We start from the raw sequence: 26,550 nt of genomic DNA on the forward strand, positions 1-26,550 counted from the left end.
CGGACCGGGTCCTCCGGGGAGGTTGAGGTCAGCGTGAAGAACATCGGGTTCCTGTCCTTCGGTCACTGGACGCCGCATCCGCAGTCGGGCACACGCTCGGCGTCGGACGCGCTGCTGCAGTCGATCGACCTCGCCGTGGCGGCCGAGGAGCTGGGCGCCGACGGCGCCTACTTCCGCGTGCACCACTTCGCGCGCCAGCTCGCCTCACCGTTCCCGCTGCTCGCGGCGATCGGTGCGCGCACCAGCCGCATCGAGATCGGCACGGGCGTCATCGACATGCGCTACGAGAACCCGCTGTACATGGCGGAGGACGCCGGTGCGGCGGACCTGATCTCCGGCGGGCGGCTCCAGCTCGGCATCAGCCGCGGGTCACCCGAGCAGGTCGTCGAGGGCTACCGGCACTTCGGGTACGAGCCCGCGCCGAAGGACGCCGGCGGCGCCGACCTGGCGCGTGAGCACACCGCCCGCTTCCTGGAGGTGCTCGACGGCGAGGGGTTCGCCGAGCCGAGCCCGCGCCCCATGTTCCCCAACCCGCCGGGCCTGCTGCGGGTCGAGCCGCACTCCGAGGGGCTGCGCCGGCGCATCTGGTGGGGCGCCGGCTCCCGCGCCACCGCGGAGTGGACGGCGGCACGGGGCATGAACCTGATGTCCTCCACGCTGCTCACCGAGGACACCGGAGTGCCGTTCCACCGGCTCCAGGCCGAGCAGATCCAGCTGTTCCGCGCCGCGTGGGCGCAGGCGGGGCACGACTTCGAGCCGCGCGTGTCGGTCAGCCGCAGCATCTTCCCGATCACCGACCAGCGCGACCGGCAGTACTTCGGCATGGAGGTCTACAGCGAGGACCAGGTCGGCCACCTCGACACCGGCCCCGCGCGGTTCGGCAAGACGTACGCGGGCGAGCCCGACCAGCTCGTCGAGGACCTGCGCGAGGACGAGGCGGTCCAGGCCGCGGACACCCTGCTGCTGACCGTGCCCAACCAGCTCGGCGTCGACTACAACGCCCACGTCATCGAGAGCATCATCAAGCACGTGGCGCCCGCGCTCGGCTGGCGGTGACGTGCCCGGGGTCCGACCCGGCTCGGGTCGGACCCGCGATGTCACCCGGTGATCTCCTGTCGGCCCGACGACGGCGGTGGGACGCTGCGAGCATGACGATCATCAGGACGCCCGAGCCGGCGGAAGCGACAGGAGCGTGGGCCGAGTTGTACGCGGGCGACCAGGAGTCCCTCGGGTACGTGCCGAGCCACACCCGCGCGATGGCCACCAACCCCGAGGCGCAGCACGCGTTCGAGGCGCTGGTGGGCGCTCTCGTGCCGAGCCTGGGCCTGCGGCTGTACGAGCTGGTGACCCTCGCCGCGGCCGGCGCGATCGGGTCGCAGGCCTGCCGGCTCGCGCACGGGCGCAAGTCCCGCACCGTGTTCGACGACACGCAGCTCGAGCGGATCGCCCGGGACTACCGCACCGCCGGCCTCACGGAGCTGGAGGTGGCGGCGATGGAGGTCGCCGAGCGGCTCAGCGGTAACTCGTCGGCGATGACCGAGGCAGACAGCCTGCGACTGCGCGAGCTCGGGCTCACCGACAGGCAGATCGTCGACGTCGTGCTCGCGGCGGCTGCGCGCAACTACTACAGCCGCGCGCTGCACGCCCTCGCCGTCGACCCGGACGTGCCACCCGACCTGCCCGAGTCCCTCCGGGACGCTCTCGTCGCAGGGCTCTAGCGAGCGTCGAGAGCTGCTAGGCCGCGCATGGTCGGTCCGCGTCCAGGGCGTGCCCGCGCACCGCCTCGGGCCGCGCGGCCGCCAGGACCAGCGAGCGCTGCCTGGCCATCTCACGAACCCGCCGGTACGCGTCGCAGCGCGCCATCAGGTACACGCCGGACCACGGGCCGCGCGGACCGCCGTCCGAGGCCGCGAGCGCCGAGCGCTGCGCCGTCCACCGTTCCCAGTGCCGCACGAATTCCTCGGGCTGCACCACCCGGCCGCGATCGAGCTGGCCGTCGAGCGCCTCGGCCAGGGAGACGTCCACCGCCACCAGGACGGGGTCCCAGCCGCGCAGCCGCGCCAGGGTGCCGAGGGTCTCGCGGCGCCGGGCGCGGGTGGCGGTGTCGTGCACCAGGAGCGGGGCGGCGGAGCGGGGGCCGCGCGCGAGGCGGGCCACCGTCTCCACGGCGTGCAGCGTGTGCACCGCCCACCGGTAGGTGACGTACGGGACGAAGGACGGCAGCCGCCTGGCGATCGCGCGCCGGTAGCGGTCGGGGTCGAGCACGACGGTGCGGGGCGCGTCGTCGGCGACCCTCGCCAGCAGGGTGCTCTTGCCGGCTCCCGGCACGCCTCCCACGACGATCATCAGCGGGCCCGGGGTCTCGCCAGGGCCGGGTACGGGGCGCAGGCGGGGCAGTACAGCGGGTGTCGTCACATGGTCCTCCACTCGTAGGGGGCCGGGTGAGCAGCATCGCGCGAGCCGATCCGGAAACACCGGGAACACCCTGTGAAGGTGCTGGACCCGGCACGCGGACCGGAGCGAGTCAGGTCGTCCTACAGATGCTCATTCCACCGACTAGAACGGATGAAACCGGCACGTTTGTTCCCGGTTCCGGCGACGAATCCTGGCTGGTGGGAGCGCATATCGCAGGTCCCGGCGATCCTTCCGAGCCGCTAGGGTCGGCCGCGTGAAACGCTTCCTCCTGGGTGCCCTGTCCGGTGCGGCGATCGCCTTGGTCGGCGTCGGTACCTGGTCGGTGGTGGCCGACCACCTCCGGCCCCGCCTCGTGCACGAGGTGTGCGACCCGGACCCGGACCATGCGGCAGAGCAGGCGGCAGGGCCGCTGTGCGTCCAGCTGCGCGACGACGGGTCGCCCGGCGGCGTCCTGTGGGTCGCGCGCAAGGACCCGGAGCTCGGCCCGCGCGTCAGCTACGTCGCCAGCCCGTTCACCGACCTCGAGCACCACACCGCCGAGGAGATAGAGGTGACCTTCGAGCCCGACCACCTGGTGGTGCACGGGCACGACGGCTCCGAGCTGATCCTCACCGACGACTTCATCAGCGAGGACTGACCAGGGGAGGACCGAGCCCGCCCGCCACCGCGAGCCGCCGTGCCGTGGCACCATCGCACCGTGACCAGCAACACCTCCGACACACCCGCCGGCAACGCCACCGATGCCCAGCGCGAGGCCCAGCGCCTGCGCGACCTCACCCTGCTGCGCCGGGTGCGCGACCGCATGGACCGCGAGTACACCCAGCCCCTGGACGTCGAGGCGCTCGCGGCAGGGGTCCACATGTCGGCCGGACACCTCTCGCGGCAGTTCAAGGCCGCCTACGGCGAGTCCCCGTACAGCTACCTCATGACACGCCGTATCGAGCGCGCCATGATGCTGCTGCGCCGCGGGGACCTCAGCGTCACCGAGGTCTGCTTCGCCGTCGGCTGCTCCTCGCTGGGGACCTTCAGCACCCGCTTCACCGAGCTCGTCGGCGTACCGCCGAGCGTCTACCGCAACGACCCGCTGCTGGCGGCCGAGTCGATCGACACGGCCGGGCTGCCGGCGTGCATCGCCAAGCAGGTCACCAGGCCGGTCCGGAACCCGGTCAGGAATCGAGAAGCGCGCACCCCCTGACCGGATCTAGCGTGACTGTCATGAGCACAGACACCGGCATCAGCATCCACCAGACGTTCCTCCCGCACACCGACCCGGAGGCCTCGCTCGCCTTCTACCGTGACGCGCTCGGCTTCGAGGTCCTCCTGGACGTCGGCCAGGGCACCATGCGGTGGATCACCGTAGGTCCCGGCGGCGGGTCCGGCCCGTCCATCGTCCTGACCCCGCCCGCCGCCGACCCCGGCGTCACCGACACCGAACGCCGCACCGTGGCCGAGATGATGGCCAAGGGCACCTACGCCGCCGTCATCCTGGGCGCCAGCGACCTCGACAGCACCTTCGAACGGGTGGCGGCCAGCGGCGCCGAGGTCATGCAGGAGCCCATCGACCAGCCCTACGGCTTCCGGGACTGCGCCTTCCGCGACCCGGCGGGCAACACGGTCCGCATCAAGCAGCTCTGACCCTGGTCCGAGGCCGCGTCGGCGGGCCGGCTCAGACCTGGTCCGCCCACAGGTGCAGCACGCCTTCCGCCGAGACGACGCCGCTGCCGGTCAGCTCCACGCCGTCCGGCAGCGCGCGCACCCGGATCAGGCTCCGCCGGCCCAGCGCCGTGCCCTGCTCGATCTCCACGGTCGCCCCCGGGGCGAGGACGCCCTCCTCGACCAGGCGCGCCGCCAGCGGCCCGGCCGCCGTACCGGTCGCCGGATCCTCCGGGATACCCATGATCGGGTTGAAGAACCGCGCGTACGGCGCCACCCGGTCCTCCTGCGCTCCGGCCTCGAGCGTGTACACGTAGCAGCCCTCCGCGCCGACCGCCCGCAGCGCGTCAGCAAGCCGCCGGTAGTCGGGGGAGACCCGGTCCACCACCGCCCGCGACCGCACCTCGGTCAACAGGTGACCGGCACCGGTCGAGATCACCCGCGGCGACCCCTCCGCGAGGTCAGCCGCCCGGATCCCGAGCGCCCCCGCCAGCCCGCCCCGTGCGCCCGCGGGAAGCACCCCGCCCGCGACGGGCGCCAGCTGGGTCATCGTCACCTCGACGCCGCCGGCCGACCCGGGCCCCGCGGCTGCGCCGGGCCGCGTGACCCGCACCTGGAGCAGGTCGCCGCCGATCTCCTGCACGAACGACTCCTGCCCGACCGGCAGCCGGCCCGCGCCCGCGAGCCAGATCCACGCACCCACTATGTTGTGCCCCGCCCCGCCGACCTCCTCGCCGGTCGGCGTGAACGAACGGAACCGGACGTCCGCCCGCCCGTCCGAGGCACCGAGCACGAACGTCGTCTCCGACTGGTTGAACTCCCGCGCGATCGCCCGCATCGTCTCCACGGGAAGGCCGTCCGCGTCCGGGACCACGGACACCGGGTTCCCGGCCAGCGGCCGCCCAGCGAAGACGTCGACCAGCACGAACGGCACCTTGCTCGCGGCATTGCTCGCATCATTCACAGCGCAACTCTAGGGGCGGGAAACGACCGACCAGACAGAGCGATCCGATACCGATCAGATATCGAGAAGCGGCGCTCGCGGCACCCCGCCTAGTGTGGCTGCCATGGACACCCACCCCGCCGACAGCCACGACCTGATCCGCGTCAAGGGCGCTCGGGAGAACAACCTCAAGGACATCAGCCTCGACATCCCGAAGCGACGGCTCACCGTGTTCACGGGCGTCTCCGGGTCGGGCAAGAGCTCGCTGGTGTTCGCGACGATCGCCGCAGAGTCGCAGCGCATGATCAACGAGACGTACAGCGCGTTCGTGCAGGGGTTCATGCCGTCGCTGGACCGCCCGGAGGTGGACCAGCTCGACGGGCTGACCACGGCGATCGTCGTCGACCAGGAGCGCCTCGGGTCCAACCCGCGCTCCACGCTCGGCACCGTCACGGACACCAACGCGCTGCTGCGCATCCTGTTCAGCCGGCTGGGTCAGCCGCAGGTGGGGCCGCCCATCGCGTTCTCGTTCAACGTCCCGGCGCGCAAGGCGAGCGGGGTGATGACGTCGGCCACCGGCGAGAAGCAGATAGTGCGCAACGCCGTCTACCACGGTGGCATGTGCCCGCGGTGCGAGGGCCGCGGTCAGGTCTCCGACCTGGACCTGACGAAGTTCTTCGACGACTCGCAGTCGCTGAACGAGGGTGCGATCAAGATCCCCGGCTACAACGCCGACGGCTGGATGGTCGCGACGTACATCGAGTCGGGCTTCGTGGACCCGGACAAGGCGATCCGCGACTACACCGAGACGGAGCTCGCGGACTTCCTGCACAAGGAGCCCACGAAGATCAAGGCCAAGGGCATCAACCTCACCTATGAGGGCCTGATCCCGAAGGTCCGCAAGGCGGTGCTGAGCAAGGATGTCGACTCGCTCCAGCCGCACATCCGGGCGTGGGTGGAGCAGGCGGTGACGTTCGTGACCTGCCCGGAGTGCGAGGGCACCCGTCTCGCGGAGGCGGCACGGTCCTCCAGGATCGGCGGCATCAACATCGCCGACGCGTGCGCCATGCAGATCAGCGACCTCGCCGCGTGGGTGCGCAAGCTCGCCGCCACCGACGAGGGCGCGGCTACCGGTCCGCTCCTGACGGGTCTGCAGCTCCAGCTCGACAAGTTCGCCGAGATCGGCCTGGGCTACCTCTCGCTCGACCGTCCATCGGGGACCCTGTCCGGTGGTGAGGCGCAGCGCACCAAGCTGATCCGGCACCTCGGCTCGGCGCTGACCGACGTCACGTACGTGTTCGACGAGCCGACGATCGGGCTGCACCCGCACGACATCCAGCGGATGAACCGGCTGCTGGCCGAGCTGCGGGACAAGGGCAACACGGTGCTCGTCGTCGAGCACAAGCCCGAGGCGATAGCGATCGCCGACCATGTCGTCGACCTGGGGCCGGGCGCCGGTTCCGCGGGCGGGACCATCCAGTTCGAGGGCACCGTCGAGGAGCTGCGCAAGAGCGAGACGCTCACGGGCCGCCACCTCGGGTACCGCTCGCGCCTGAAGGACTCCGTGCGCTCCGCCTCGGGAAAGCTGGAGATCCGCGGGGCGAGCGCGCACAACCTGCGCGACGTCGACGTCGACGTGCCGCTCGGGGTGCTGACCGTCGTCACGGGTGTCGCGGGGTCCGGGAAGAGCTCGCTGATCCACGGGTCGCTCCCGGCCGACGCGGGTGTCGTGACGGTCGACCAGGGCGCGATCAGGGGTTCGCGGCGGTCCAACCCCGCGACGTACACGGGCCTGCTGGACCCGATCCGTAAGGCGTTCGCCAAGGCCAACGGCGTCAAGCCCGCGCTGTTCAGCGCGAACTCGGAGGGCGCGTGCCCCACCTGCAAGGGCGCCGGCGTGATCTACACCGAGCTCGGGTTCATGGACACCGTGGCCACCACGTGCGAGGACTGCGGCGGCAAGAGGTTCGACGCGTCGGCGCTGGTCTACACGCTCGGAGGTGACGACGGCAAGGACATCAGCGAGGTGCTCGCTATGCCGGTCGCCGAGGCCGCCGCGTTCTTCGCCAAGGACGGTCCCGCTCCGGTCCCGGCCGCGCACAAGATCCTGGAGCGCCTGTCCGACGTCGGTCTCGGCTACCTGGGTATCGGCCAGCCGCTGACGACGCTGTCCGGGGGAGAGCGGCAGCGGCTCAAGCTGGCCGTCGAGATGGCCCGTGAGGGTGGTGTCTACGTGCTCGACGAGCCGACCACGGGTCTGCACCTCGCGGACGTCGAGAACCTGCTCGCCCTCCTGGATCGCCTCGTCGAGTCGGGCAAGTCGGTCATCGTGATCGAGCACCACCAGGCGGTCATGGCGCATGCCGACTGGATCATCGACCTCGGTCCGGGCGCCGGGCACGATGGCGGCCGCATCGTCTTCGAGGGCACCCCGGCCGACCTGGTGGCGCAGGCGAGGGCGGGCCGGCCGACGCTCACCGGCGAGCACCTGGCGCAGTACGTGGGGGAGTAGCCCGCGCGGCCGCAGCCCCTGGCAGGTCAGTGGCCTGCGCGTACCAGGCCCGACTCGTACGCGCAGACCACCATCTGGGTCCGGTCGCGCAGCTCGAGCTTGTTCAGGATGCGTGAGACGTGCGTCTTGACCGTCTGCTCGGCCAGGTACAGCTCGGTGGCGATCTCGGCGTTGGACTGGCCGGCGGCGACCAGCTTCATGACGTCGAGTTCGCGGTCGGTCAGCGCGGACAGCCTGGCGTCCGCCTTTGCGGGCCGCTCCGGGCGCGCCGCGTAGTCGGCGATCAGCGCCCGCGTGATCTTCGGGGACAGGAGCGCCTCGCCCGCGGCGACCACGCGGACGGCCTGGGTGAGCTCCTCGGGCGGGGAGTCCTTCAGCAGGAAGCCGCTCGCGCCCGCGCGCAGGGCCGAGAACACGTAGTCGTCGGCGTCGAAGGTGGTCAGCATGATGACCTTCGGCGGTGTGCCCGGCATGGCCATGATCGTGCGGGTCGCTTCCAGCCCGTTGACCTTCGGCATGCGGATGTCCATCAGCACGACGTCGGGCTGGGTGCGGCGCACGACGTCGGAGATCCCGTCGCCGTCCTCGGCCGTGCCGACGACCTTGATCCCCTCGTGCGCGTCCAGGAGGGCGGCGAACCCGGCCCGGATCATCGACTGGTCGTCGACGATCAGCACCCGGATCGCACTGTCGGCAACATCGGGAGCTGGGGGCATGAGACCAAAGTAGCCGACGCGGGACAGGGCAACCCGAAAGTATGACGCCGGATCCCTCTCCCGGGTGACGCGCCGCACACGTCGGACGCATAGCCTGCAGAGAATGGACCACCCACATGCTCGTCCACAGGTACCGAGCGCCGTCGCCGCAGCCAGCCGTGGCGCCCGCTACTGGCGGCTGCGCTCGCTGACCCGCCTGGACCTCAGCACGTTCTCGATCGCCCGGCGCGAGGTCGTCTGGATGTGGACCGTGGTCTCCGTCGCCGCGGTGGCGCTCGTCGCCGTCGGCTGGCCGGTGACCGCGTCCGGGTACGACACCCATCCGGCGGCCGCCATGGCCCTGACGATCGTGCACTGCGCCGCCGCGATCATGGCGGTGCGCTGGGCGTGGGCCGGGCTCGGCGCGTCCATCCCGGCCGCCCTGGGGCTGATGATCGTCACCGCGAACGCTGCGCCCGAGTGGCCCTGGCCGTGGCCGGTCACGGTGCTGCTCACGCACTGCCTGACGGTGTTCGTGCTCGCCCTGCGTCACTCCTGGTACTGGGCGGCGTCCCTGTGGCTCGCCGGCGCCATGCTGACGGTCCTCGCCCCGGCGCTGATCGTCGACGACACCGGCCAGTCGGCCGTCGCCAACGGCGTCGTGCTGGTCTCGCTCAGCGCCGCCATCGCCCTGGTCGGTGTGCTCGTGCGCCTGTGGATCCTGAGCGTCGTCCGCATGGAGCAGGCCGAACGCCTCAGCGCCGCCGAGGCCGGCCGACGCCGGGAGCTCGAGGAACGCAACAGGATCGCGCGCGAGCTGCACGACGTCGTCGCGCACAGCATGTCCGTCATCACCGTCCAGGCCTCGACCGCACGCTACCGGCAGCCCGGCCTCGACGAGACGATCCAGCAGGAGTTCGAGGAGATCGCCGCCTCCTCCCGACGCGCCCTGAGCGAGATGCGCGGCCTGCTCGGTCTCCTGCGCGGCCACGACACCGCACCGACCGCCCCCATGCCCAGCCTGTCGGACATCGCCGAGCTCGTCAGGTCCACCCGCGCCTCCGGCGCGGAGATCGCCTACGAGGGCACCGAAGCGGTGGTCCCCGACGCAGTGGGGCTCACCGCCTTCCGCGTCGTCCAGGAGGCCCTGAGCAACGCCCTGCGGCACGCTCCCGGCTCGGCGATCACCGTCACGGTCACCGACGACGGGCACGACCTGCGTGTCCGCATCACCAACACGGTCCCCGCACGCAGCGACGACCCCACACCGGGCGCCCGGCTGGGCCTGGCCGGCATCCGCGAGCGCGCGGTCGCCCTCGGCGGCACTGTCACCTCCGGCCCCACCCCGGACGGCGGCTTCGAGCTCGCCGCGACCCTCCCCGTCGGTGAGGACGAGCACCCGCTGCTCGCATAGGGCTGCCCACCTCGGCGAGACCCACTACTCACGTAGGGGGTGAGGTTGGCTCCCGCGGGGGACGCGCTACCGACAACCCGGTTCCTAGGTTGACACCTATGACGACCACGACCGAAGCGCCGCCTCGTTCGGCCCAGCGGACCCGCCCAGCACGCACCGCGCGCAACCAGCAGACCAACGACTACTTCGATCTCGCCGAGCGCGCCACCGCCGCCGGCCTGATGGGACGTCGCGTCGGCTGGTACGCGGCCCGCGCCGCCTTCCTCGTCGCTGGTCTGGCGCTCGCGTTCACGCTGCTGCTGACGCTGGGCGACACGTGGTGGCAGCTCGCGGTGGCCGTCCTGTTCGGCATCGTGTTCACGCAGGGCGCGTTCCTCGGCCACGACGCCGGGCACCTGCAGATCTTCCGCTCCGGACGGCACAACGAGTGGGCCGCACGGATCATCGCCAACCTCGTCGTCGGCCTCAGCCACGGCTGGTGGGCCCGCAAGCACAACAAGCACCACGGCAACCCCAACGTGATCGGCAAGGACGGCGACATCGCCACCGGTGCCCTCGTGTTCGTGCCCGGCGAAGAGGTCGGCCGCACAGGGTTCATGGGCTGGGTCACCCGCCACCAGGGCTACCTGTTCTTCCCGATGCTGATGCTGTTCGGCCCGGTGCTGCACGCCAACGCCGTCCAGACCCTCGCCACCACGCCGGCGATCAAGCACCGCACCGCCGAGGGCTTGCTCCTCGGGTTCCGGCTCATCGCGTTCCCGACCCTCGTCTTCCTCACGCTCGGCCCCGCCCTCGGCGCCGCGTTCATGGTCGTCCAGCTCGCGACGTTCGGCCTGTACATGGGTGCGACCTTCGCACCGAACCACAAGGGCATGCCGCTGCTGCCCAAGGACCTCAAGATCGACTTCCTGCGCCGCCAGGTGCTCACCTCCCGCAACATCCGCGGCGGCTGGTTCACCGACATCGCCATGGGCGGCCTGAACTACCAGATCGAGCACCACATCTTCCCGCGGATGGCCAGCGTCAACCTGAAGCAGGCCCGGCCGATCGTGCAGGCATTCTGCGCCGAGCGCGACATCCCCTACACCGAGACCGGGCTGTTCGAGTCCTACGGCATCATCACCGCCTACCTCAACCGCGTCGGGCTCGGCGAGGCCAACCCCATGGACTGCCCGATCGTCGCGCAGTACCGGTAGCGCGCGCACTGCCGGCAACGGCAGTACCCGCAGCAGTCAGGTACGTGCCAGGACCTCCGCGACGGACGACGACGCCCGCCCCGTGAGCCGCAGCACCTCACCCGACACCGTGCCCCACCGGTCCTCACGGACCGACGCGAACATCGTCGAGTACGCATACGTCCACCAGGGATCCTCCCCGGACCTGGCCAGCTCCTCGACCAGCACCCGCGCCGGCACGTCGGTGTAGCTCACCGGGATCCCCGCGATCCCGGTGAGCACACCCGCGAGACCCTCGAACGTGAACGACTCCGGCCCCGTCAGATCATGGTGCCGCCCGCTCGGCGGCAACAGCGCGAGCGCCGCCAGGCACCGCCCGACGTCGGCCCGCGACACCAGCGCGACCCGCCCGCCCCCCGCGGGCACCCGCAGCTCACCCGAGAGCAGCGCCGGACGCAGGAACCCCGCGAAGAACTGCGTGAACAACGACGCCCGCGCAAACGTCACACCGCACCCGCTCTCCACCAGCAGCTGCTCCGTACGCCCGTTGGTGAACGCGTAGCAGAACGGCGACGCCACATCAGCGTCCACACCGCTCAGATACACCACGTGCCCCACCCCGCAGGCGCTCGCGGCCCGCACCACGTTCTCGTGCTGGACCAGCATCCGCGCGGCCTCGCCGTCGCCGGACACGAACACCAGCACGTCGACCCCGCGCAGGGCCGCCCGCAACGAGCCGGCGTCGTCGTAGTCGGCATGGACCGGCACGACGACGCCCGAGGCGTGCGCTGCGGGGCTCAGCACGGCCGGTACGGCGTCGGGCCGCCGGGCGAGCGCCAGGACCTCGTGCGGGGCGTTCTCGGGGCCGTGGAGGCCGTCGTGCGTGCTGTGCCCTGCAGTGGCCAGGAGGCCGACGACCTGGCTCCCCAGCGTGCCGGTCGAGCCGGTGACCGCGATCCTCACGGCGGTCAGGTTACCGGGACGCGGGTACGTCCGTGGCTACTACCGTGCCGGCAGTGCGCCGGCGCTGTCGCGGCCGACGCCGTCCAGCACCGCCAGCTCGTCGTCCGTCAGCCGCAGGGCTCCCGCCGCGACGTTCTCCTCCAGGTGCGCCACGTTCCCGGTACCGGGGATCGCGATGACGTGCGGCCCCCGGTGCAGGGTCCACGCCAGGCGTACCTGCGCCGGCGTCGCGCCGTGCGCGGCGGCGACCGCCGCCACCTCCGCCTGACCGGTCTCGTCCGGACCACCGCTCAGCGCGGCCCCCGGCACCGCCGCCCCGACCGAGAAGAACGGCACGAACGCGATGCCGTGCTCACCGCACAGGGTGACCAGGGCGTCGTCCTCCCGGCTGGTCAGGCCGTACTGGTTCTGCACACACACCACAGGAGCGACGGACATCGCCTCGGTCAGCTGCTCCGGCAGCACGTTGGAGATACCGAGGTGCCGCACCAGGCCAGCGTCACGCAGGTCCGCGAGCGCCCCGAAGTGCTCGGCGACCGACTCGGGCTCGCGCCCCTCACCGGCCATCCGCGTGCCCCACCGCAGGTTCACGACGTCGAGGTGGTCGCGGCCGAGCTGGCGGATGTTCTCCTCCACCTGGGCGCGCAGCTCCTCAGGGCGCGCCATGTGCTCGAACGCGCCGTCCCGGGCCCGGGACGGCCCGACCTTCGTGGTGATCGTCAGATCCTCCCCGTAGGGCTGCAGGGCAGTACCGATCAGCTCGTTGGCCGAACGCACGGGCATGAAGTAGAAGGCCGCGGTGTCGATGTGGTTCACCCCGAGCTCGACGGCCCGGCGCAGGACCGCAATCGAACCGTCCCGGCCACGCGGCGTCTCGTCCCCGGGCATACCCACCAGCCGCATCGCCCCGAGCCCTACCCGGTTGACCGTGCGGTCCCCGAGCCGCCAGGTGCCGGCCGCCGCCGCGTCCGGGGTGGCCGGAGTGGCCGGGGCCGTCGCGGCGCTCGCTGCTGTCGTGTTCACGTCTGTCGTCATGCAGCCAGCATCACGCCGCCCGGACCGGATCTCGCCACGATGGCAACAAGTTGCCGTCCCTGGCGCGGGGGAGCGGTGCTGGCAGAATCGGACCCATAATCGAACCCATGCAGACCGGGGAAGCCGTCACCATCGTGCACGGCGAGCGGGAGCTCTTCGAGCGGACCAGGCACCTGTTCACTACCGCGACCGACGTCGCCTGCGCGGCCAACGACCTCGCCACCTGGGCCACCGCACAGTCCTCACCCGAGTTCACCGGCATGGTCCGCGAACGACGGCCGGCCGGCGCCCGCCTGCGCAAGATGTACCGCTCCGCGATGCTGCTCGACCACGTCGCCGCACGACACCTCGCCCGCGACCGCGACCGCCACGGCGCACACGTCCGCGTCACCACCCAGGAGATCAACGAGACGATCATCCTCGACCGCCGCCTGGTGATCCTCGCCGGCGACCTCACCGCCGGCCGGCGCAGCTACACCGTCATCACCCAGCGCGAGGCAGTACAGGCAGTCACCTCCCTGTTCGACGCGGCCTGGCACTCAGCCACCGAGCTCGACGTCTACGACACCCAGATCGCCGAGATCCGCCACCTCGCACCCCAGGTCCTCGACCTCCTCAGTCAGGGAGCCAAGGACGAGGCCGCAGCCCGGACCCTCGGCCTCGGCGTACGCACCTACCGACGCCGCGTCGCCGAGCTCATGGACGCCCTCGGCGCCGAGTCCCGCTTCCAGGCCGGCGTACGCGCACGAGAGCTCGGCCTCGTCTGACGGCTCTGCCGACCTCGTCCGACGACCCCGCCAGCCCCGTCCGAGGACCGTGTCAGTGACTGGTGCAAGACTCCTGCCGTGAGCGAACGAGCCCCCGTCCCGACCGACACCATCCAGCGCCTCGCCGCCATCCTGGAACCCCTCCCGGAGTGCGCCGAGCACGACGCCTGGACCGGCGTCTCCTGGAAGGTCCGAGACGCCACCATCGGGCACGTCTTCGGGGGAGAGGACGGCCTGGTCCGCATCACCTTCCGCGCCGAACCCGACGAGGTCGAAGCCTTCCCCCACCTCGGCCCCCAGTACTTCAAGGCCAGCTGGGGCACCAACGTCGTCGGCCTGATCCTCGACCAGCACACCGACTGGGACGAGCTCGCCGAGCTCCTCACCGACTCCTACTGCATCCAGGCACCACAAGACCTCGCCGCACAGGTCGACCGACCCGCACCCCAGGCCGGCTGAGCGATCCGCTGATTAATCTCGAGACATGACCCAGCACACCACCGTCCAGACCTGGATCCGCAACGACGAACGCCTCTGGCGCACACCAGGCACCGACGCCCTCACCGACCTGTTCACCACCGACGCCACCTACAAGACCTCACCCTGGGCAGCACCCGTCGTCGGCCTGCCGGCGCTCGCGGAGTTCTGGGAGTCCCATCGTGACGGCCCGGACGAGTCGTTCACCATGTCCTCCGAGGTGGTGGCGGTGGAAGGTCCGACGGCGGTCGTCCGCGTGAGCGTCGAGTACGGGGAGTCCGGTGATCGCTGGCTCGACCTCTGGATCATCGACCTCGACGACGACGGCCGGTGCACCGCCTTCGAGGAGTGGCCGATCGCCCCGGACCGGGCCGTGTCCCAGTAGTTCTGCCTGAGCGACCCTGGTCCTGCGGCTCTGCGTCAGCAGCCCCGGCTCAGTAGCCGCGGTCCAGTGCGACCGCCGACGCCGGGCGGACGCCGGCCCGGATCGCCTTCAGGGCCGCGTCGAGGCCCGCCACGACGTCCGAGGACAGCGTGAGGCCCGAGACGTGAGGCGTCACCGTGATCTCGGGGCGACGCCACAGGGGAGAGGAGGCACCTAGGGGCTCCTCCTCGGTGACGTCGAGGGTCGCGTGCCGGACGTGCCCTGTGGCGATCGCGTCCAGCAGCGTGTCCGTGCGGATGGCCGACCCGCGGCCGATGTTGAGCAGGTGTACTCCGTCGAACGCCCGCAGCAGCTCCGGCGTGATCAGCCCGGCGGTCTGCGGGGTGTGGGGGAGTGCGAGCACGAGGACGTCGGCGCCAGGCCCGTCGAGGGCGGGCGTCCGGTGCATCTCGGCGAGGGGGAGCACGACGTCGAAGGCGTCGTCGGGGTGCCCGCTCCTGCTGAGGCCCGTGACCCGATGCCCGACGACGGCGAGGGTTCTGGCGATCGCACGGCCCATGGCGCCGGTGCCGATCACTACCGCACCGTCGCGGGCGCGTGGTGCGGGCGGGTCCGACGGGTCCCAGGTCGCCGTCGCCGAGTCGGCGACGTAGCGGGCCGTCTGCCAGCGTTCGGCGAAGACCCAGGCCAGTACGTACTCGGCGATGCGGTGCGGCATCGTCCCGGTGGTGCGGGTCAGGAGCACCTGGTCCGCCAGGGCCGGCGCCAGGTGCTCTACACCAGCGAAGGGGGAGTGCACCCAGGAGGCGCCTACGGCATGGGCCGGTCTCGTCGTGATCGCGAGCGTCGCGGCGTCCCGGGTGAGCTCCAGGCCGTTCGCGTGCGCCCAGGAGGCGAGCGTGTCCCGCCAGGCCGGTTCGACGTCGTCCCCGAGGCGGACAGTGGGACTGGCGAGGAGTGCTTCGGCGAGCTCCCGGACTGCGTGCTCAGAGGTCATGCTGGTGAGCAGTCATCGTGGTGAGTCCGGTCCCTCGTGGCGGACGTCCAGGCGAAGGGCACGGCAGAGCTCCTCGAGCCCGTGCTCCGCGACGAACGGTGCGAGGAGCGACAGGAGCACCTGGACGGCGTCGGCTATCGCATCGTGGTCGGGGGAGCCGACGAGGGTGGCGGCGAGCCCGTCGGGTACAGGCCGGCCGGCGTTCTCCAGGCTGACTGCCCCGAACTGCGGGAAGACCACCTGTTCCTGTGCGGCGACCAGCTGGAGGTACAGGTCGCGGGCCTCGGTCAGGCTGCGGATCGCTCTCCAGTAGGTGCCCCTGCGGGCGTGCTTGAGCGCGTCACCTGCGGCGATACAGGCGAGGAAGGCCCATTCGCGCCGTCCGTCAGCATCGGGGTCCCACGTCGCCCGATCCAGCGAGGACGAAAGCCTGTCCAATTTGTCCACCAGGGCGAGGGCTTCGGGTGCGAGACCGGTGCGCGTCGCCGACGGCATCACGACGAGCGAGAGCTGCCGTCCGTCCTGGTATATGCAGACCAGGTGTGTCGTCTCCGGCCCGAACGGCTGACGCAGCACCGCGGCCGTAGGGGCGAACTCGGTCACTGCGTGTTCGACGGCGTCCAGGTCGCCGCCGTCCAGCAGGCCGACGCCGGCGTCGATGTCCGAGTACTCGTCTCCGGCGCCTCGTCCCAGCGAACCGGCGAGCTCGAGCCACTCGACCCACGGGGTCTCGCGCGCCCAGGCGGTCAGGCTCTCGACGAGCTCGGCAGGACCTGGCGAGGCTGGTGGTGCTGCGGAGGATGGCGCTGATGACGCCGTCGACTCCGGTGGCACCGAGGACAGCGGCGTCGACGGCTCCGGCTCCGCCGGCAGTTCTGTCCCTGGTGACGATCCTGCTGAAGATCCTGGCGCTGATGCCGGTTCGGCTGATGCTGGTTCGTATGGCGACGACGTGTGCTGAGCCACGGCCGCAGTCTGGCACGTGAACGCGCCGACTTCGCGTCGTGGATCGGCCTGTACAGCCAGATCAGGCTAGAGCCGATAATGCACATTATGTCATTACGGCGAGGAGAACGACCTTGGAACGACTTCCCTGCCCGCACCACAGGCTGCACCACAGGCTGCGCTGCACTCGCCGCGCTGTTGCGCGCCCTGGCGCGCGATTCACGCCCTCAAGCACGATCCGCCCTCGACGCGGCCTTCTGACTTCGGTCCGTTGCTGGGTGCAGTGAGCGACTTCGGTCGGTTGCCCTGAGATCGGTCAATCAACCGACCGATCTCAGGGCAACCGACCGAAGTCGTGAGCAACGCCGCGCAACCGACCGATCTCACGGATCAGCGATGCGCTCCGGACGCCCTCACACCAGCCAAGCCGCCGCACCAGTCGATCAGCGCTCGAGGAACGCCGATGGGCCCGCACGCGGCGGTCGATCACCGCACCCATCGCCGCCAGGAGAAGCCTCGCGGCAAGCCCGCGCCACCCCGCTCCCCACCAACCCCGATCAGCAAGACATCTATAGCATTGTGTATAGCGCAACACAACTGTCTTCCACTACGAAGCAAGGTCAACACGGTAGCAGCCCGAAAATCCTGCGGCCCGTCGCCCTGGTCGAGGCATACCATCCGGGAACCATGAACCTTGCAGGAGTTCTCGCCGCTTCCACGAGCACCGTGCTGCTCGTGGAGGGCGAGAGTGACCGCGTGGCGGTAGAGATGCTGGCCGCACGGCTGGTCCTCCCCCTCGGCGACCTCGGGGTGCAGGTCCTCGCGATGGGCGGCATCACCAACATCGGCCATCACCTGGTGGCGCTCGGCGGCCAGGGCGTTCGCCTGGGCGGGCTGTACGACGCCGCCGAGGAACGCTTCGTCATCAAAGGGCTCGACCGGGTGGGCCTGCGCTCGTTCGCGGCGACCACTTCCCTGACCGACCTCGGCTTCTTCCGCTGCGACCGGGACCTCGAGGACGAGCTCATCCGGGCGATCGGCATCGACGGGTTCCTGGCCCTGATCGACGCCGAGGGCGAGCTGCGCAGCTTCGAGCGCCTGCAGGGGCAGCCCGCTCAGCGCGAGCGCACGACCACCCAGCAGCTGCACCGCTTCATCGGGTCCAAGGGCGGGCGCAAGGAACGCTACGGACGCCGCCTGGCGGAGGTGCTGCCGCTGGACCGGGTGCCGGCCCCGCTGGACGCGGTGCTGCGCTGGGCGACCTGACTCGCGCCCAGCACCCAACGCCCAACCCAGCACCCACGAAGAGAGTCAGTCCCGCCGCGGGTCGAGCGCGACCATCCCGGCGCGCGGTGCGGTGTCCATGGTCGGCACGAGCGCTGCCGCCTCGGCCAGCCCGATGACGCGGTCCAGCAGGTCCTGCGGACGCAGCGTCCCGGAGGCCACGAGCTCGAGCATCTCCGGATAGTCGGCGGCCGCCATGCCGTGGCTGCCGAGCACGTCGAGCTCCCAGGCGATCACGCGGCCCATCGGCACGCGCGGCCCGCCGTCGACCGGTGTGAACAGGCCCACCTGGACGTGGCGCCCGCGGCGGCGCAGGCTGCCGATCGCGTCGGCGCACGTCTGCTCGCTCCCGACGGCGTCTACGGCGACGTGCGCGCCGCCGTCCGTCATCTGCTGCACGACGGCGGGTACGTCGACCCCGTCCGCGAGCACCGTGCGCTCGGCGCCGGCGCGGCGGGCCACCTCCAGTGCCCCTTCGGACCGATCGACAGCGACGACACGAGCGCCGCGTGCGACTGCGATCATGATCGCGCTGAGGCCGACGCCGCCCGCGCCGACCACCGCCACCCACTCCCCTGCCTGGACGCGCGCGCGTCCGGCCACCGCCCGGTAGGCGGTGGCGAAGCGGCAGCCGAGGCTCGCCGCGGTCTCGAAGGAGACGTCGTCGGGGACGGCGACCAGGTTGGCGTCCGCCGCGTACAGCACCACGAGCTCGGCGTACGAGCCCCAGTGCGTGAAGCCGGGCTGGGTCTGGTCCGGGCAGACCTGCGCCTGTCCGCTGCGGCACCACTCGCAGGTGCCGCAGCCGCTGACGAACGGGACGGTCACGCGGTCCCCGACCCGCCACTTCGTGACGCCCGCGCCGACCTCGGCGACGGTGCCGGCGAGCTCGTGGCCGGGTACGTGCGGCAGGGTGGTGATGTCGGTGTCGTGCCCGGCCCAGGCGTGCCAGTCGCTCAGGCACAGCCCGGTCGCGTGCACCCGCACGACCACGCCCCCGTCAGGGGCGCTCGGGTCGGCCACCTCGCGGACGTCGACGGGGCCCTGGAACTGGTCGAAGACGATGGCACGCACGAGCGGATTGAATCACGACCGCTCCCGTCCCAGCCGCATCCCAGCCGCATCCCAGCCGCCCGGCTCAGGGCCGGACCGTCAGCGCGCCGCGCGCAGCAGGAGGTCGCGTGCCCCCGCCAGACGCCGCGCGTGCGCGATCCGGCCCGCGTTCCGGGCGAGCGTCTGGAGGCGCTGGGTCGGGCGGCGGCGCAGGCGGTCGTAGCGGGCCAGCCCTTCGGCGACACGGCCGGGGGCGAGACAGCGGGCCAGCGTGACGGCGTCGACCAGCGCCTCGCACGCACCGCGGCCGAGGTCCGGCGTCATGCCGTGCGCGGCGTCGCCGACCAGGACGGCGTTGCGGGCTCCCCCGGTCACGACGTAGCTGGGCAGGTGCGGGTGTACGTCGTACATGTCGTGGCGCATGACGTCGTCCTCGGTGATCGCGTCCAGGACCTGCCCGATCGGGTCGTGCCAGCCGGCGAACAGCTCGCGCAGCATCGCGACCTCTCCCCCGGCGGCACGCTGCCCGGGCGGGGCGTCGAGCGACGCATACCAGTTGGTGGTGCCGTCGAGGTAGGGCGTGACGCCGAAGCGGCGGCCCGGCCCCCAGGTCTCGGTCACCTCGTGCGTGGTGACCGCCACCCGCCCGCGCAGGCCGCTCTGCCCCGTGTAGCGGGCGCGGTACCGCTCCCCGAGGAGCGCGGTGCGGTAGGTGCTGAAGACGCCGTCCGCCACGACGACGACGTCGGCCCGCGCCTCGCCTGCCTCGTTGTCCAGGCCGGCCAGGCTGTCGAGGCCCGCTCCCGACGGATCGACCTTCGAGCCGTACCGGACGGCACTGACCGGCAGCGCCGCGGCCAGCATCTCGGCCAGGTCACGGCGGGCGATCAGGTGCACCGGGTCGCCGGGGCGGCGCGTGACGCGTTCGGCGCTGAGGGTGGCCAGCACCGCGCCGTCGGGCCGCCGGATGCTGCCTGCCGCCTGGGGAGTGGCGGCCGCACGCAGAGCCTCCCCCACGCCGAGCTCGTCCAGGGCCGCGAGCGCCGTCGGCCAGATGCCGAGGGCTGCTCCGCTGGTCTCTGGGTGGGTGGCGCGTTCGTGGAGGGTGACGTGCCAGCCGGCGTGGGTGAGGCCGATGGCGGTGGCGGTGCCTGCGATCCCGGCTCCGATGATGGTGGCGTGGGGCATGCCGGCGACGGTACTACAGGTGTAGTGCGGTTGACTACAGCCGTAGTGTGTGGGGGTGCCCACCCGTTCCGTGCCCACCGGTACGCCCACCCGTTCAGAGACCCTGCTCGACGCCGCCATCCACGTGGTCGGGACGGACGGCATCCGCGCCCTCACCCACCGTGCGGTCGATGCCGCGGCGGGCCTGCCCACCGGTTCGGCGTCCAACCTGTTCCGCACCCGGGAGGCGTTGCTGCGGGCCATGGTCGTGCGCATGATCGACATCGAGGTCGAGGGCTGGGGCCGCCTGGCAGGTGCGGCGACCCCCACCACCCCGGACGCACTGGCCGCGACGCTCGGCACCATGGTCGAGACCCTCACGGGCTCCCTGCGTACCCTGACGGTCGCGCGGTACTCGCTGTTCATGGAGGCTGCACGCGACGAGTCGCTGCAGGCCGAGATGGGACGCGGCGCGCGGCGCGTGGCCGCCATCGGCCGGGAGTGGCTGACGGCGGCCGGATCCAGCGACCCGGACGCCCACACCGCGCTGCTCATGGCACACCTGGACGGCCTGGTGGTGCACCGGCTCGCCTTCCCCGACACCCCGCCCGGGTCGGACGCCGCCGCGGCCGGCCTGACGACTCTCCTGCGCGCCCTCATACCGGATGCCCGGTGAGAGGGCCCTCTGACACGGCCTGCTGACGAAGCCGGCTGACTACGCAAACCTGCGTACGAGGGTGCCGCTCCCCGACGGACGCCGGAACCGGCCCGGCGCGCGACGGTGGGCCCATGGACAACGACGACGCGCTCGTGCTGCGCACCGAGGGACTGACCAAACGGTACGGCGACCGGGTCGCCGTCGACGGGGTGAGCATGACCGTGCGCCGCGGTGAGGTGTACGGATTCCTCGGCCACAACGGTGCGGGCAAGACCACCACCCTGCGCATGATGCTCGGCCTCGTCCGCCCCACGGCGGGCGGGGCGACCGTACTGGGCCACCCGGCAGGGCGACCCGACACGACCGCACGCGTGGGCGCCCTCGTGGAGGGCCCCGGCTTCTACCCGTACCTCTCCGGCAGGGACAACCTGCGCTCTCTCGCCCACTACCGCCACCTGCCCCGCACCGAGGTGGAACGGGTGCTGAGCCTGGTCGACCTCACCGCACGCGGCGACGACGCCTACAAGGGCTACTCCCTGGGCATGAAACAACGCCTGGGCGTCGCCGCCGCCCTGCTCGGCGACCCCGAGCTCGTCATCCTCGACGAACCCACCAACGGACTCGACCCCGCCGGCATGGCAGACATGCGCGAGCTCGTCGTGTCCCTGGCCCGCGACGGCCGCACCGTCCTGCTCTCCAGCCACCTCCTGACCGAGGTCCAGGAGATCTGCGACCGCGTCGGCGTCATCGACCACGGCCGCCTCCTGCGCGAGGCAGCCGTCACCGACCTGCGCGGCGGCATCACCGTCCGCCTGCGCGCCACACCCCACGACACGGCGCTCGCGGTCGCCACCCGCCTGGCCGGCCCGGGCGGCGTCCGCACCCTGCCCGACGGCGCCCTCGGCGTGGACCTGCCCGCCTCCGCCGCACCCGACCTGACACGGGCCCTGGTCACCGCCGGCGCCGACGTGCACGAGGTCGCCCCCAGCGAACGCACCCTCGAAGAGGTCTTCTTCGAGATGACGACCCCCGGCGCACGCGCCACCAGGCCCGAATCCACCACCAGCCCGAAGGAGCCCGTCTCATGACCGCCCTCGTCGACTGCACGCGCGCCGAGCTGCTCCGCCTGCGCAGGTGGCCCGCCGTCTGGATCACCGTGGGCGCATGGATCGCACTCGCACTGACGTTCGGGTACGTCTTCGACTACGTCTCCTACGCCACCGGAACCGAGAGCTTCGCCACCGAGGCGACGGCCCGCGACGCCCTCCTCGCCGGGCTGCTGCCCCAGGGCGTACCCGACGTCCTCGTCCAGGGCATGCCCATGTTCGGCGGCGCACTCGCCATGGTGCTCGGCGCCCTCGTCGCCGGCAACGGCTTCGGCTGGGGCACCTGGAAGACCGCGTTCACCCAGGGACCCGGACGCCTCGCCGCCGTCGGCGGTTCACTCACGGCCCTGACCACCTTCGTCGTCCTCATCGTCGCCGCCACCCTCGCCCTGTTCACCACGGTCGCCACCGGCATCGCCCTGGCCGAGGGACAGACCATCACCTGGCCGACGGCGACCGCCCTCGCCCAGGCGGCCGGCGGCGGGTTCCTCGTCCTGTCGATGTGGGCACTGCTCGGCTACACCATCGGGATCATCGCCCGCGGACCGGCGCTCGCGGTGGGGCTCGGCCTGGTGTGGGCGCTCGTCGTGGAGAACCTGCTGCGCGGCGTCGGCTCCCTGCTGGGCGCCGTGGAGCAGCTCACCCTGTTCCTGCCGGGTACCGCGGCGGGCTCCCTCGTCGGGTCGATCACCGGAGCCACCGGCACACCGGGCGTGCTCGACGTCATCGGGGGTGACCGGGCCGTGCTCACGGTGGCCGCCTACGTCGTCGGACTGACCGCCGTGGTGCTCCTCGTGATGCGCCGGCGCGACCTCGCCTGAACCCCTCGTACGCCCCCTCGCGGGACCTGCGGCGCGACCTGTCGAGAGGTGCGGGTCGCGCCGCAGGTCAGCGGCACATTCCGGCATATCGGGAGTGTCAGTGGTCCCGCCTAGGGTGGCGGTCATGGTCGCTCCCCCGCGCCTCGAGCGCATCACCGTCGCCGAAGCCACCCGCCGCTACCTCGCGGCGGTCGAGGTCGAGACGATCCGTGGTGTCCTGTCGCCCGCCACGGCGCGCAGCTACACGCGCGACGTCACCGAGTTCGGCCGCCTCACAGGGCGGGACCGCATCCTTGACGACGTCACCGGTTCCGACGTCGACAGCGTCCTGGTGCGCTACCAGTCGGCGCCCGACGCCCGCTACACCGACCCGGACCGCAAACCCGGGCCCGGGCGCAGCACCGCCACGGTCAACCGGTTCCGGCAGTCCGTCACCCGGTTCTTCGCGTACGCCGCCCGGGAGTGCTGGGTACAGGCCGACCCCATGCAGTGGGCAGCGCCGCCGGCCAAGGTGCGGGGCACCCTGCGCACCGCCCGCACGGCGCTGTCGGCGGGTGCGGCGCGCAGCCTGCTGACCAGCGGCCCTGCCGAGACCCCCGCGCGCACCGACCAGGACCTCGCGCTGCGCGACCGGCTGGTCGTCGCGCTGCTCCTGGTCCTGGGCCCGCGCGTCTCGGAGCTGGCCCGCACCGACGTCGACGACGTCGCACGCGAGCCCGAACGCACCACCTGGCGCATCCGCGGCAAGGGCGGCAACACCCGCACGGTGACGCTGTCCCCGCCCCTGGCCCGCGCCCTGGACGACTACCTCACCCACCTGCGCCCCACCCTGGCCGCCAGACGCCCGCAGGACGCCGACGCGCAGCGCGCCCTCCTGCTGTCCTGGCGCGGGCGCCGTATCGACACCCAGGCGATCCGGGCGCTGCTCTCCCGTGCGGTGCGCCGCATGCCGGCGCCCTACCAGCGTGAGGCGACCCCGCACGCCCTGCGGCACACCACGGCGACGCTGCTGGTGGCCGACGGCTGGGACGTCAAGGTCGTCGCCGAGCTGCTCGGGCACGCCTCGATCGCCACCACCGGCGTCTACCTCGACCGCATCGAGGGCGAGCTCGCTGCCGCCATCCGGTCCCACCCCCTGGCGGGCGCCTTCGACTGATCGTTTCACTGATCACGAGAACCGCGTGCAGAACGCGTTGCGGAACCGCTCCTCGCCCGGCCTCGCGCTGCGGCGCCGGGCGACCGTTAAATCCGCGATCCTGGACGTGAGACCGGGTACCGTGAGCCCGTGGCGTCTCGCAAGGTCCCCGGCAACCTCCCCAGCAACGTGCCCAGCAATCTGCCCAAGCTCACGCTCGACGTACCGACCGACTTCATGCAGCGTGCCCGCACGTTCGCGACCCGGGCCGCGATCATCGCGGCGGCGGTACCGGTAGGGGCGGCGGTAGCGCTCACGGTCACGGACAAGATCCGGCAGCGCCTGCATCCGCTCACGTCGAAGTTCCCCACGGAGAAGCCGCTCACCGAGCACATCGACGAGACCGCCACCACGGTCTACACCTATGGCGCCGACCTGTTCGAGGCGATGCTCGAGGCCATCGCCGGGGCACGCAAGACCGTGATGCTCGAGTCGTACATCTGGAAGAACGACGAGATGGGCCAGCGGTTCAAGCAGGCGCTGATCGACGCGTCCGCGCGCGGCGTCGAGGTGTACGTCATCGTCGACGGGTTCGCCAACCTCGTCGTCCCGTACTCGTTCTTCCGCTTCCCGCCCGCCGTGCACGTGCTGCGCTTCCCCGTGCTGCGCCCCGGGATGGCCTACCTCAACATCCGCACCTCGGGTCGTGACCACCGCAAGATCCTCGTGGTCGACGACGAGACCGGGTTCGTCGGCGGGTACAACATCGGCTCCCTGTACGCCACGCACTGGCGCGACACCCACGTCCGCCTCCAGGGGCCCTCCGCGTGGGAGCTGCGCAACGCGTTCGTCGACTTCTGGAACCGGCACCGCAAGCAGCGCCACCCCGTCCTGGCCGACGCCGGGTCCGGGACCTGGCTGCCCCACCTCAAGGCCGCGCGCAACGCGCCGTCCGAGCTCGTGTTCCCCATCCGCGGGATCTACCTCGACGCCATCGACCGCGCCATCAGCCACGTCTACATCACCCAGGCGTACTTCATCCCGGACCACGACATCCACGCCGGGCTCCTGGCCGCCGCCGCACGCGGCGTCGACGTCCGCGTCCTGGTGCCGCACCGCTCCAACCACGTGGTGGCCGACTGGCTCGCCCGCGGCCAGTACGCCTCCCTGCTGCGCGGCGGGGTGCGGATCTTCCTGTACCAGGGCGCCATGGTGCACGCCAAGACCGCCACCATCGACCGCCGATGGACCACCATCGGCACCGCCAACATCGACCGGCTCAGCCTCACCGGCAACTACGAGATCAACCTCGAGGTCGTCGATCCAGGCCTCGCCGGCCGCATGGAGGACATCTTCGCCATGGACCTGTCCAACGCGCAGGAGCTCACCCTGGCCCAGTGGGAGGAACGTGGCGCGCTCGCCAAGATCGGCGAGTACCTGCTCATCCCACTGCGCCCTCTGCTGTGACGATCCGGCGGCTCAGACCGTGACGAGCCGCCGGCTCAGACCGTCAGCGACTCCCCCGCCTGGAGCCGCGAGTACGTGTAGTCGCCGCTGAGCCGCGCCGTGTCCAGCCGTGCTCCGACGATGGTGAGCCCGATCTCGGAGAGCAGCGCCTCGTGGATCGGCACGACGGTACGGGCCGGGACCGACCGCGTGAAGTCGATGGCGTCGGCGATCTTCATCCACGGGCCCGAGACGGGCAGCAGGAGCACGTCCAGGCCGGCGGCCGGCAGGGCCGCGGGGGCGTCGTAGGAGTCGCCGGGGTGGAACGTGCTTGCCCCGTCCGCCTCCACGAGGTAGGTCACGTTGACCGCCCGCGGGATCTCCGGGTGGATCAGGGCGTGGTCGCCGCCGCCCACCGTGACGCGCGCGCCCGCGATCTCGAGCACCTGCCCGGGGGTCACCTCGTGCACGCGGTCGGCCGGTGCGCCACCTTCCCGCAGGGCTTCGGCCGCCGGCGTGGTGGCCCATACCTGGGCGTCCGGCGCGGACGCGAGGTGCTGCACGACGGCGGGTACGTCCACGTGGTCGGGGTGGTCGTGGGTGACGAGCACGGCCGCGGCGCCCGTGAGCGCGGCGGCGGCGTCGCTGAAGGTGCCGGGATCGATCACGAGAGTGCCGTCGCCGTCGGGCAGGTCGATGGAGACACAGGCGTGGCCGTGGAAGGTGAGCTGCATGCCCGCAGGTTACGCCTGACCCCTGGATACGGCAGACCGTCTGGTCGGGGTGCATGGCGCCCCGTCCCAGACGGCTGAGTCGTTCGGTGTGTCGTTCGGTATGTCGACCGGTGCGGAGGTGGTTGTCAGACGGCGGACCTGGCCGCCCGACGTTGCGCGAGCTCGTCACCCTCGACCGTGGGGACCTCACCGATCTCGCCCTGGTCGAGGGTCTCGGTCGGCATCTGGGCCAGGGTCCCCTCGATCTCGCGCCATACGCGCCCGACCGCGATGCCGAACACGCCCTGGCCGCCGGCGACGAGATCGACCACCTCGTCGGGCGAGGTGCACTCGTACACGCTCGCGCCGTCGGACATCAGCGTGATCTGCGCCAGGTCGTCCACGCCGCGCTCGCGCAGTGCGGTGACGGCGGTGCGGATCTGCTGCAGGGAGACGCCGGTGTCGAGGAGTCGCTTGACGACCTTGAGCACGAGGATGTCGCGGAAGCTGTACAGCCGGTGCGTGCCGGAGCCGGTGGCCGGCTTGATGCTCGGCTCGACGAGGCCGGTACGGGCCCAGTAGTCGAGCTGACGGTACGTGATGCCGGCGATGTGGCATGCCGTCGTTCCGCGGTAGCCCGTCGTGGCGTCCTGCTCCGTCAGGTCCTCACCGAAGAGGAGACCCTGCGCGCCGTGCGGGACCGTAGCGCGTGTGGCTCTCTCACCGCTGGTGTTCACTGTGCCTCCTGGGGTGTCGTGGCCACGCTAAGGCGCGTCGAAGGTGATTTCAAA

28 protein-coding genes are annotated in these 26,550 nt (G+C 71.7%); 17 read left to right on the plus strand and 11 right to left on the minus strand.

The window, feature by feature from the left end; genetic code table 11:
* The first annotated feature begins 33 nt into the window (after positions 1–33).
* Positions 34–1,056 carry an LLM class flavin-dependent oxidoreductase gene (locus ACFO6V_RS00795; protein WP_377131163.1) on the plus strand — a complete coding sequence of 341 codons (1,023 nt, stop codon included), beginning with the start codon at positions 34–36 and terminating at the stop codon, positions 1,054–1,056.
* A gap of 92 nt (positions 1,057–1,148) precedes the next feature.
* Positions 1,149–1,718 carry a carboxymuconolactone decarboxylase family protein gene (locus ACFO6V_RS00800; protein ID WP_377131165.1) on the plus strand — a complete coding sequence of 190 codons (570 nt, stop codon included), beginning with the start codon at positions 1,149–1,151 and terminating at the stop codon, positions 1,716–1,718.
* A 16-nt stretch (positions 1,719–1,734) separates the two neighbouring features.
* On the opposite strand, the gene ACFO6V_RS00805 is transcribed toward ACFO6V_RS00800, so the two are convergent.
* Positions 1,735–2,415 carry an AAA family ATPase gene (locus tag ACFO6V_RS00805; RefSeq protein WP_377131167.1) on the minus strand — a complete coding sequence of 227 codons (681 nt, stop codon included), beginning with the start codon at positions 2,413–2,415 and terminating at the stop codon, positions 1,735–1,737.
* Positions 2,416–2,668: 253 nt separating this feature from the next.
* On the opposite strand from ACFO6V_RS00805, the gene ACFO6V_RS00810 reads away from it, so the two are divergent.
* From ACFO6V_RS00810 to ACFO6V_RS00820, 3 genes are read left to right on the plus strand one after another with little or no spacing between them, the layout of a single operon-like run.
* The gene (locus ACFO6V_RS00810) at positions 2,669–3,052 is read left to right on the plus strand and encodes a hypothetical protein (protein ID WP_377131169.1); all 384 of its coding nucleotides are present in this window, start codon (positions 2,669–2,671) and stop codon (positions 3,050–3,052) included.
* A 60-nt stretch (positions 3,053–3,112) separates the two neighbouring features.
* Positions 3,113–3,610 (plus strand): helix-turn-helix transcriptional regulator, encoded by a 498-nt coding sequence (locus tag ACFO6V_RS00815; RefSeq protein WP_377131171.1) that lies wholly within the window; start codon positions 3,113–3,115, stop codon positions 3,608–3,610.
* Positions 3,611–3,630: 20 nt separating this feature from the next.
* On the plus strand, positions 3,631–4,050 hold the full coding sequence (locus tag ACFO6V_RS00820; protein WP_377131173.1) for a VOC family protein: 420 nt from the start codon (positions 3,631–3,633) through the stop codon (positions 4,048–4,050).
* Between the two features lie 31 nt (positions 4,051–4,081).
* Here ACFO6V_RS00820 and ACFO6V_RS00825 read toward each other — a convergent pair whose 3' ends face one another.
* A complete protein-coding gene (locus ACFO6V_RS00825) occupies positions 4,082–5,032 on the minus strand; it encodes a PhzF family phenazine biosynthesis protein (RefSeq protein ID WP_377131175.1) in 951 nt (316 codons plus the stop codon).
* 103 nt (positions 5,033–5,135) lie between these two features.
* On the opposite strand from ACFO6V_RS00825, the gene ACFO6V_RS00830 reads away from it, so the two are divergent.
* Positions 5,136–7,523, plus strand: coding sequence for an ATP-binding cassette domain-containing protein (locus ACFO6V_RS00830; RefSeq protein WP_377131177.1), 2,388 nt, complete (start codon positions 5,136–5,138; stop codon positions 7,521–7,523).
* Positions 7,524–7,549: 26 nt separating this feature from the next.
* On the opposite strand, the gene ACFO6V_RS00835 is transcribed toward ACFO6V_RS00830, so the two are convergent.
* Positions 7,550–8,239: a response regulator gene (locus ACFO6V_RS00835; protein ID WP_377131179.1), complete on the minus strand. Its 690-nt coding sequence runs from the start codon at positions 8,237–8,239 to the stop codon at positions 7,550–7,552.
* A 103-nt stretch (positions 8,240–8,342) separates the two neighbouring features.
* On the opposite strand from ACFO6V_RS00835, the gene ACFO6V_RS00840 reads away from it, so the two are divergent.
* A complete protein-coding gene (locus ACFO6V_RS00840) occupies positions 8,343–9,632 on the plus strand; it encodes a sensor histidine kinase (protein ID WP_377131181.1) in 1,290 nt (429 codons plus the stop codon).
* A 98-nt stretch (positions 9,633–9,730) separates the two neighbouring features.
* Complete coding sequence (locus tag ACFO6V_RS00845) at positions 9,731–10,828, plus strand: fatty acid desaturase family protein (protein ID WP_377131184.1); 1,098 nt, start codon at positions 9,731–9,733, stop codon at positions 10,826–10,828.
* Between the two features lie 36 nt (positions 10,829–10,864).
* Here ACFO6V_RS00845 and ACFO6V_RS00850 read toward each other — a convergent pair whose 3' ends face one another.
* Entirely contained in the window at positions 10,865–11,770 is a 906-nt protein-coding gene (locus tag ACFO6V_RS00850; RefSeq protein ID WP_377131186.1) for an NmrA family NAD(P)-binding protein, read from the minus strand.
* Positions 11,771–11,809: 39 nt separating this feature from the next.
* The gene (locus tag ACFO6V_RS00855) at positions 11,810–12,805 is read right to left on the minus strand and encodes an oxidoreductase (protein ID WP_377131188.1); all 996 of its coding nucleotides are present in this window, start codon (positions 12,803–12,805) and stop codon (positions 11,810–11,812) included.
* Between the two features lie 107 nt (positions 12,806–12,912).
* Here ACFO6V_RS00855 and ACFO6V_RS00860 point away from each other — a divergent pair, with 107 nt between their 5' ends.
* From ACFO6V_RS00860 to ACFO6V_RS00870, 3 genes are all read left to right on the plus strand, one after another.
* Complete coding sequence (locus ACFO6V_RS00860) at positions 12,913–13,572, plus strand: DNA-binding response regulator (protein WP_377131191.1); 660 nt, start codon at positions 12,913–12,915, stop codon at positions 13,570–13,572.
* 78 nt (positions 13,573–13,650) lie between these two features.
* A complete protein-coding gene (locus tag ACFO6V_RS00865) occupies positions 13,651–14,031 on the plus strand; it encodes an MmcQ/YjbR family DNA-binding protein (RefSeq protein ID WP_377131193.1) in 381 nt (126 codons plus the stop codon).
* Positions 14,032–14,056: 25 nt separating this feature from the next.
* On the plus strand, positions 14,057–14,434 hold the full coding sequence (locus ACFO6V_RS00870) for a nuclear transport factor 2 family protein (protein ID WP_377131195.1): 378 nt from the start codon (positions 14,057–14,059) through the stop codon (positions 14,432–14,434).
* 49 nt (positions 14,435–14,483) lie between these two features.
* On the opposite strand, the gene ACFO6V_RS00875 is transcribed toward ACFO6V_RS00870, so the two are convergent.
* Together ACFO6V_RS00875 and ACFO6V_RS00880 are read right to left on the minus strand one after the other, a co-directional pair.
* Positions 14,484–15,431 (minus strand): NAD(P)-dependent oxidoreductase, encoded by a 948-nt coding sequence (locus ACFO6V_RS00875; protein ID WP_377131197.1) that lies wholly within the window; start codon positions 15,429–15,431, stop codon positions 14,484–14,486.
* 12 nt (positions 15,432–15,443) lie between these two features.
* Complete coding sequence (locus tag ACFO6V_RS00880; protein ID WP_377131200.1) at positions 15,444–16,265, minus strand: hypothetical protein; 822 nt, start codon at positions 16,263–16,265, stop codon at positions 15,444–15,446.
* A gap of 798 nt (positions 16,266–17,063) precedes the next feature.
* Between ACFO6V_RS00880 and ACFO6V_RS00885 the strand changes: the two genes are divergently transcribed.
* Positions 17,064–17,642: a TOPRIM nucleotidyl transferase/hydrolase domain-containing protein gene (locus ACFO6V_RS00885; protein WP_377131203.1), complete on the plus strand. Its 579-nt coding sequence runs from the start codon at positions 17,064–17,066 to the stop codon at positions 17,640–17,642.
* A gap of 45 nt (positions 17,643–17,687) precedes the next feature.
* Here the strand turns inward: ACFO6V_RS00885 and ACFO6V_RS00890 are convergent, their stop codons facing one another.
* Both ACFO6V_RS00890 and ACFO6V_RS00895 read right to left on the minus strand, forming a co-directional pair.
* Complete coding sequence (locus tag ACFO6V_RS00890) at positions 17,688–18,734, minus strand: alcohol dehydrogenase catalytic domain-containing protein (protein WP_377131206.1); 1,047 nt, start codon at positions 18,732–18,734, stop codon at positions 17,688–17,690.
* A 78-nt stretch (positions 18,735–18,812) separates the two neighbouring features.
* Entirely contained in the window at positions 18,813–19,901 is a 1,089-nt protein-coding gene (locus tag ACFO6V_RS00895; RefSeq protein WP_377131208.1) for an FAD-dependent oxidoreductase, read from the minus strand.
* Positions 19,902–19,956: 55 nt separating this feature from the next.
* Between ACFO6V_RS00895 and ACFO6V_RS00900 the strand changes: the two genes are divergently transcribed.
* The 5 genes from ACFO6V_RS00900 (at position 19,957) to ACFO6V_RS00920 (ending at position 25,067) form a co-directional block, all read left to right on the plus strand.
* Positions 19,957–20,556, plus strand: a complete 600-nt coding sequence (locus tag ACFO6V_RS00900; RefSeq protein WP_377131210.1) for a TetR/AcrR family transcriptional regulator — start codon at positions 19,957–19,959, stop codon at positions 20,554–20,556.
* 113 nt (positions 20,557–20,669) lie between these two features.
* Positions 20,670–21,626, plus strand: a complete 957-nt coding sequence (locus tag ACFO6V_RS00905) for an ABC transporter ATP-binding protein (protein ID WP_377131212.1) — start codon at positions 20,670–20,672, stop codon at positions 21,624–21,626.
* Entirely contained in the window at positions 21,623–22,465 is an 843-nt protein-coding gene (locus ACFO6V_RS00910) for an ABC transporter permease (RefSeq protein WP_377131214.1), read from the plus strand. The genes ACFO6V_RS00905 and ACFO6V_RS00910 overlap by 4 nt, the downstream gene beginning before the upstream one ends.
* A 124-nt stretch (positions 22,466–22,589) precedes the next feature.
* On the plus strand, positions 22,590–23,621 hold the full coding sequence (locus ACFO6V_RS00915; protein ID WP_377131216.1) for a tyrosine-type recombinase/integrase: 1,032 nt from the start codon (positions 22,590–22,592) through the stop codon (positions 23,619–23,621).
* A 216-nt stretch (positions 23,622–23,837) separates the two neighbouring features.
* A complete protein-coding gene (locus ACFO6V_RS00920) occupies positions 23,838–25,067 on the plus strand; it encodes a phospholipase D-like domain-containing protein (RefSeq protein ID WP_377132117.1) in 1,230 nt (409 codons plus the stop codon).
* A 35-nt stretch (positions 25,068–25,102) separates the two neighbouring features.
* Here ACFO6V_RS00920 and ACFO6V_RS00925 read toward each other — a convergent pair whose 3' ends face one another.
* Positions 25,103–25,780, minus strand: a complete 678-nt coding sequence (locus ACFO6V_RS00925; protein WP_377131218.1) for an MBL fold metallo-hydrolase — start codon at positions 25,778–25,780, stop codon at positions 25,103–25,105.
* A 125-nt stretch (positions 25,781–25,905) separates the two neighbouring features.
* Positions 25,906–26,496: a MerR family transcriptional regulator gene (locus ACFO6V_RS00930; protein ID WP_377131220.1), complete on the minus strand. Its 591-nt coding sequence runs from the start codon at positions 26,494–26,496 to the stop codon at positions 25,906–25,908.
* Between the last annotated feature and the right edge of the window lie 54 nt (positions 26,497–26,550).

Origin of the sequence: Promicromonospora alba (assembly GCF_042654905.1) — a bacterium.
Taxonomy (GTDB): Bacteria; Actinomycetota; Actinomycetes; order Actinomycetales; family Cellulomonadaceae; genus Promicromonospora; species Promicromonospora alba.

What these genes read in the sequence shown, in the direction of transcription:
- ACFO6V_RS00835 (WP_377131179.1), bottom strand. Translation starts at nt 8,239, where the DNA reads ATGCCCCCAGCTCCCGATGTTGCCGACAGTGCGATCCGGGTGCTGATC.
- ACFO6V_RS00870 (WP_377131195.1), top strand. Translation starts at nt 14,057, where the DNA reads ATGACCCAGCACACCACCGTCCAGACCTGGATCCGCAACGACGAACGC.
- ACFO6V_RS00885 (WP_377131203.1), top strand. Translation starts at nt 17,064, where the DNA reads ATGAACCTTGCAGGAGTTCTCGCCGCTTCCACGAGCACCGTGCTGCTC.
- ACFO6V_RS00905 (WP_377131212.1), top strand. Translation starts at nt 20,670, where the DNA reads ATGGACAACGACGACGCGCTCGTGCTGCGCACCGAGGGACTGACCAAA.
- ACFO6V_RS00875 (WP_377131197.1), bottom strand. Translation starts at nt 15,431, where the DNA reads ATGACCTCTGAGCACGCAGTCCGGGAGCTCGCCGAAGCACTCCTCGCC.
- ACFO6V_RS00915 (WP_377131216.1), top strand. Translation starts at nt 22,590, where the DNA reads ATGGTCGCTCCCCCGCGCCTCGAGCGCATCACCGTCGCCGAAGCCACC.
- ACFO6V_RS00800 (WP_377131165.1), top strand. Translation starts at nt 1,149, where the DNA reads ATGACGATCATCAGGACGCCCGAGCCGGCGGAAGCGACAGGAGCGTGG.
- ACFO6V_RS00855 (WP_377131188.1), bottom strand. Translation starts at nt 12,805, where the DNA reads ATGACGACAGACGTGAACACGACAGCAGCGAGCGCCGCGACGGCCCCG.
- ACFO6V_RS00845 (WP_377131184.1), top strand. Translation starts at nt 9,731, where the DNA reads ATGACGACCACGACCGAAGCGCCGCCTCGTTCGGCCCAGCGGACCCGC.
- ACFO6V_RS00895 (WP_377131208.1), bottom strand. Translation starts at nt 19,901, where the DNA reads ATGCCCCACGCCACCATCATCGGAGCCGGGATCGCAGGCACCGCCACC.
- ACFO6V_RS00925 (WP_377131218.1), bottom strand. Translation starts at nt 25,780, where the DNA reads ATGCAGCTCACCTTCCACGGCCACGCCTGTGTCTCCATCGACCTGCCC.
- ACFO6V_RS00840 (WP_377131181.1), top strand. Translation starts at nt 8,343, where the DNA reads ATGGACCACCCACATGCTCGTCCACAGGTACCGAGCGCCGTCGCCGCA.
- ACFO6V_RS00920 (WP_377132117.1), top strand. Translation starts at nt 23,838, where the DNA reads ATGCAGCGTGCCCGCACGTTCGCGACCCGGGCCGCGATCATCGCGGCG.
- ACFO6V_RS00860 (WP_377131191.1), top strand. Translation starts at nt 12,913, where the DNA reads ATGCAGACCGGGGAAGCCGTCACCATCGTGCACGGCGAGCGGGAGCTC.
- ACFO6V_RS00910 (WP_377131214.1), top strand. Translation starts at nt 21,623, where the DNA reads ATGACCGCCCTCGTCGACTGCACGCGCGCCGAGCTGCTCCGCCTGCGC.
- ACFO6V_RS00830 (WP_377131177.1), top strand. Translation starts at nt 5,136, where the DNA reads ATGGACACCCACCCCGCCGACAGCCACGACCTGATCCGCGTCAAGGGC.
- ACFO6V_RS00820 (WP_377131173.1), top strand. Translation starts at nt 3,631, where the DNA reads ATGAGCACAGACACCGGCATCAGCATCCACCAGACGTTCCTCCCGCAC.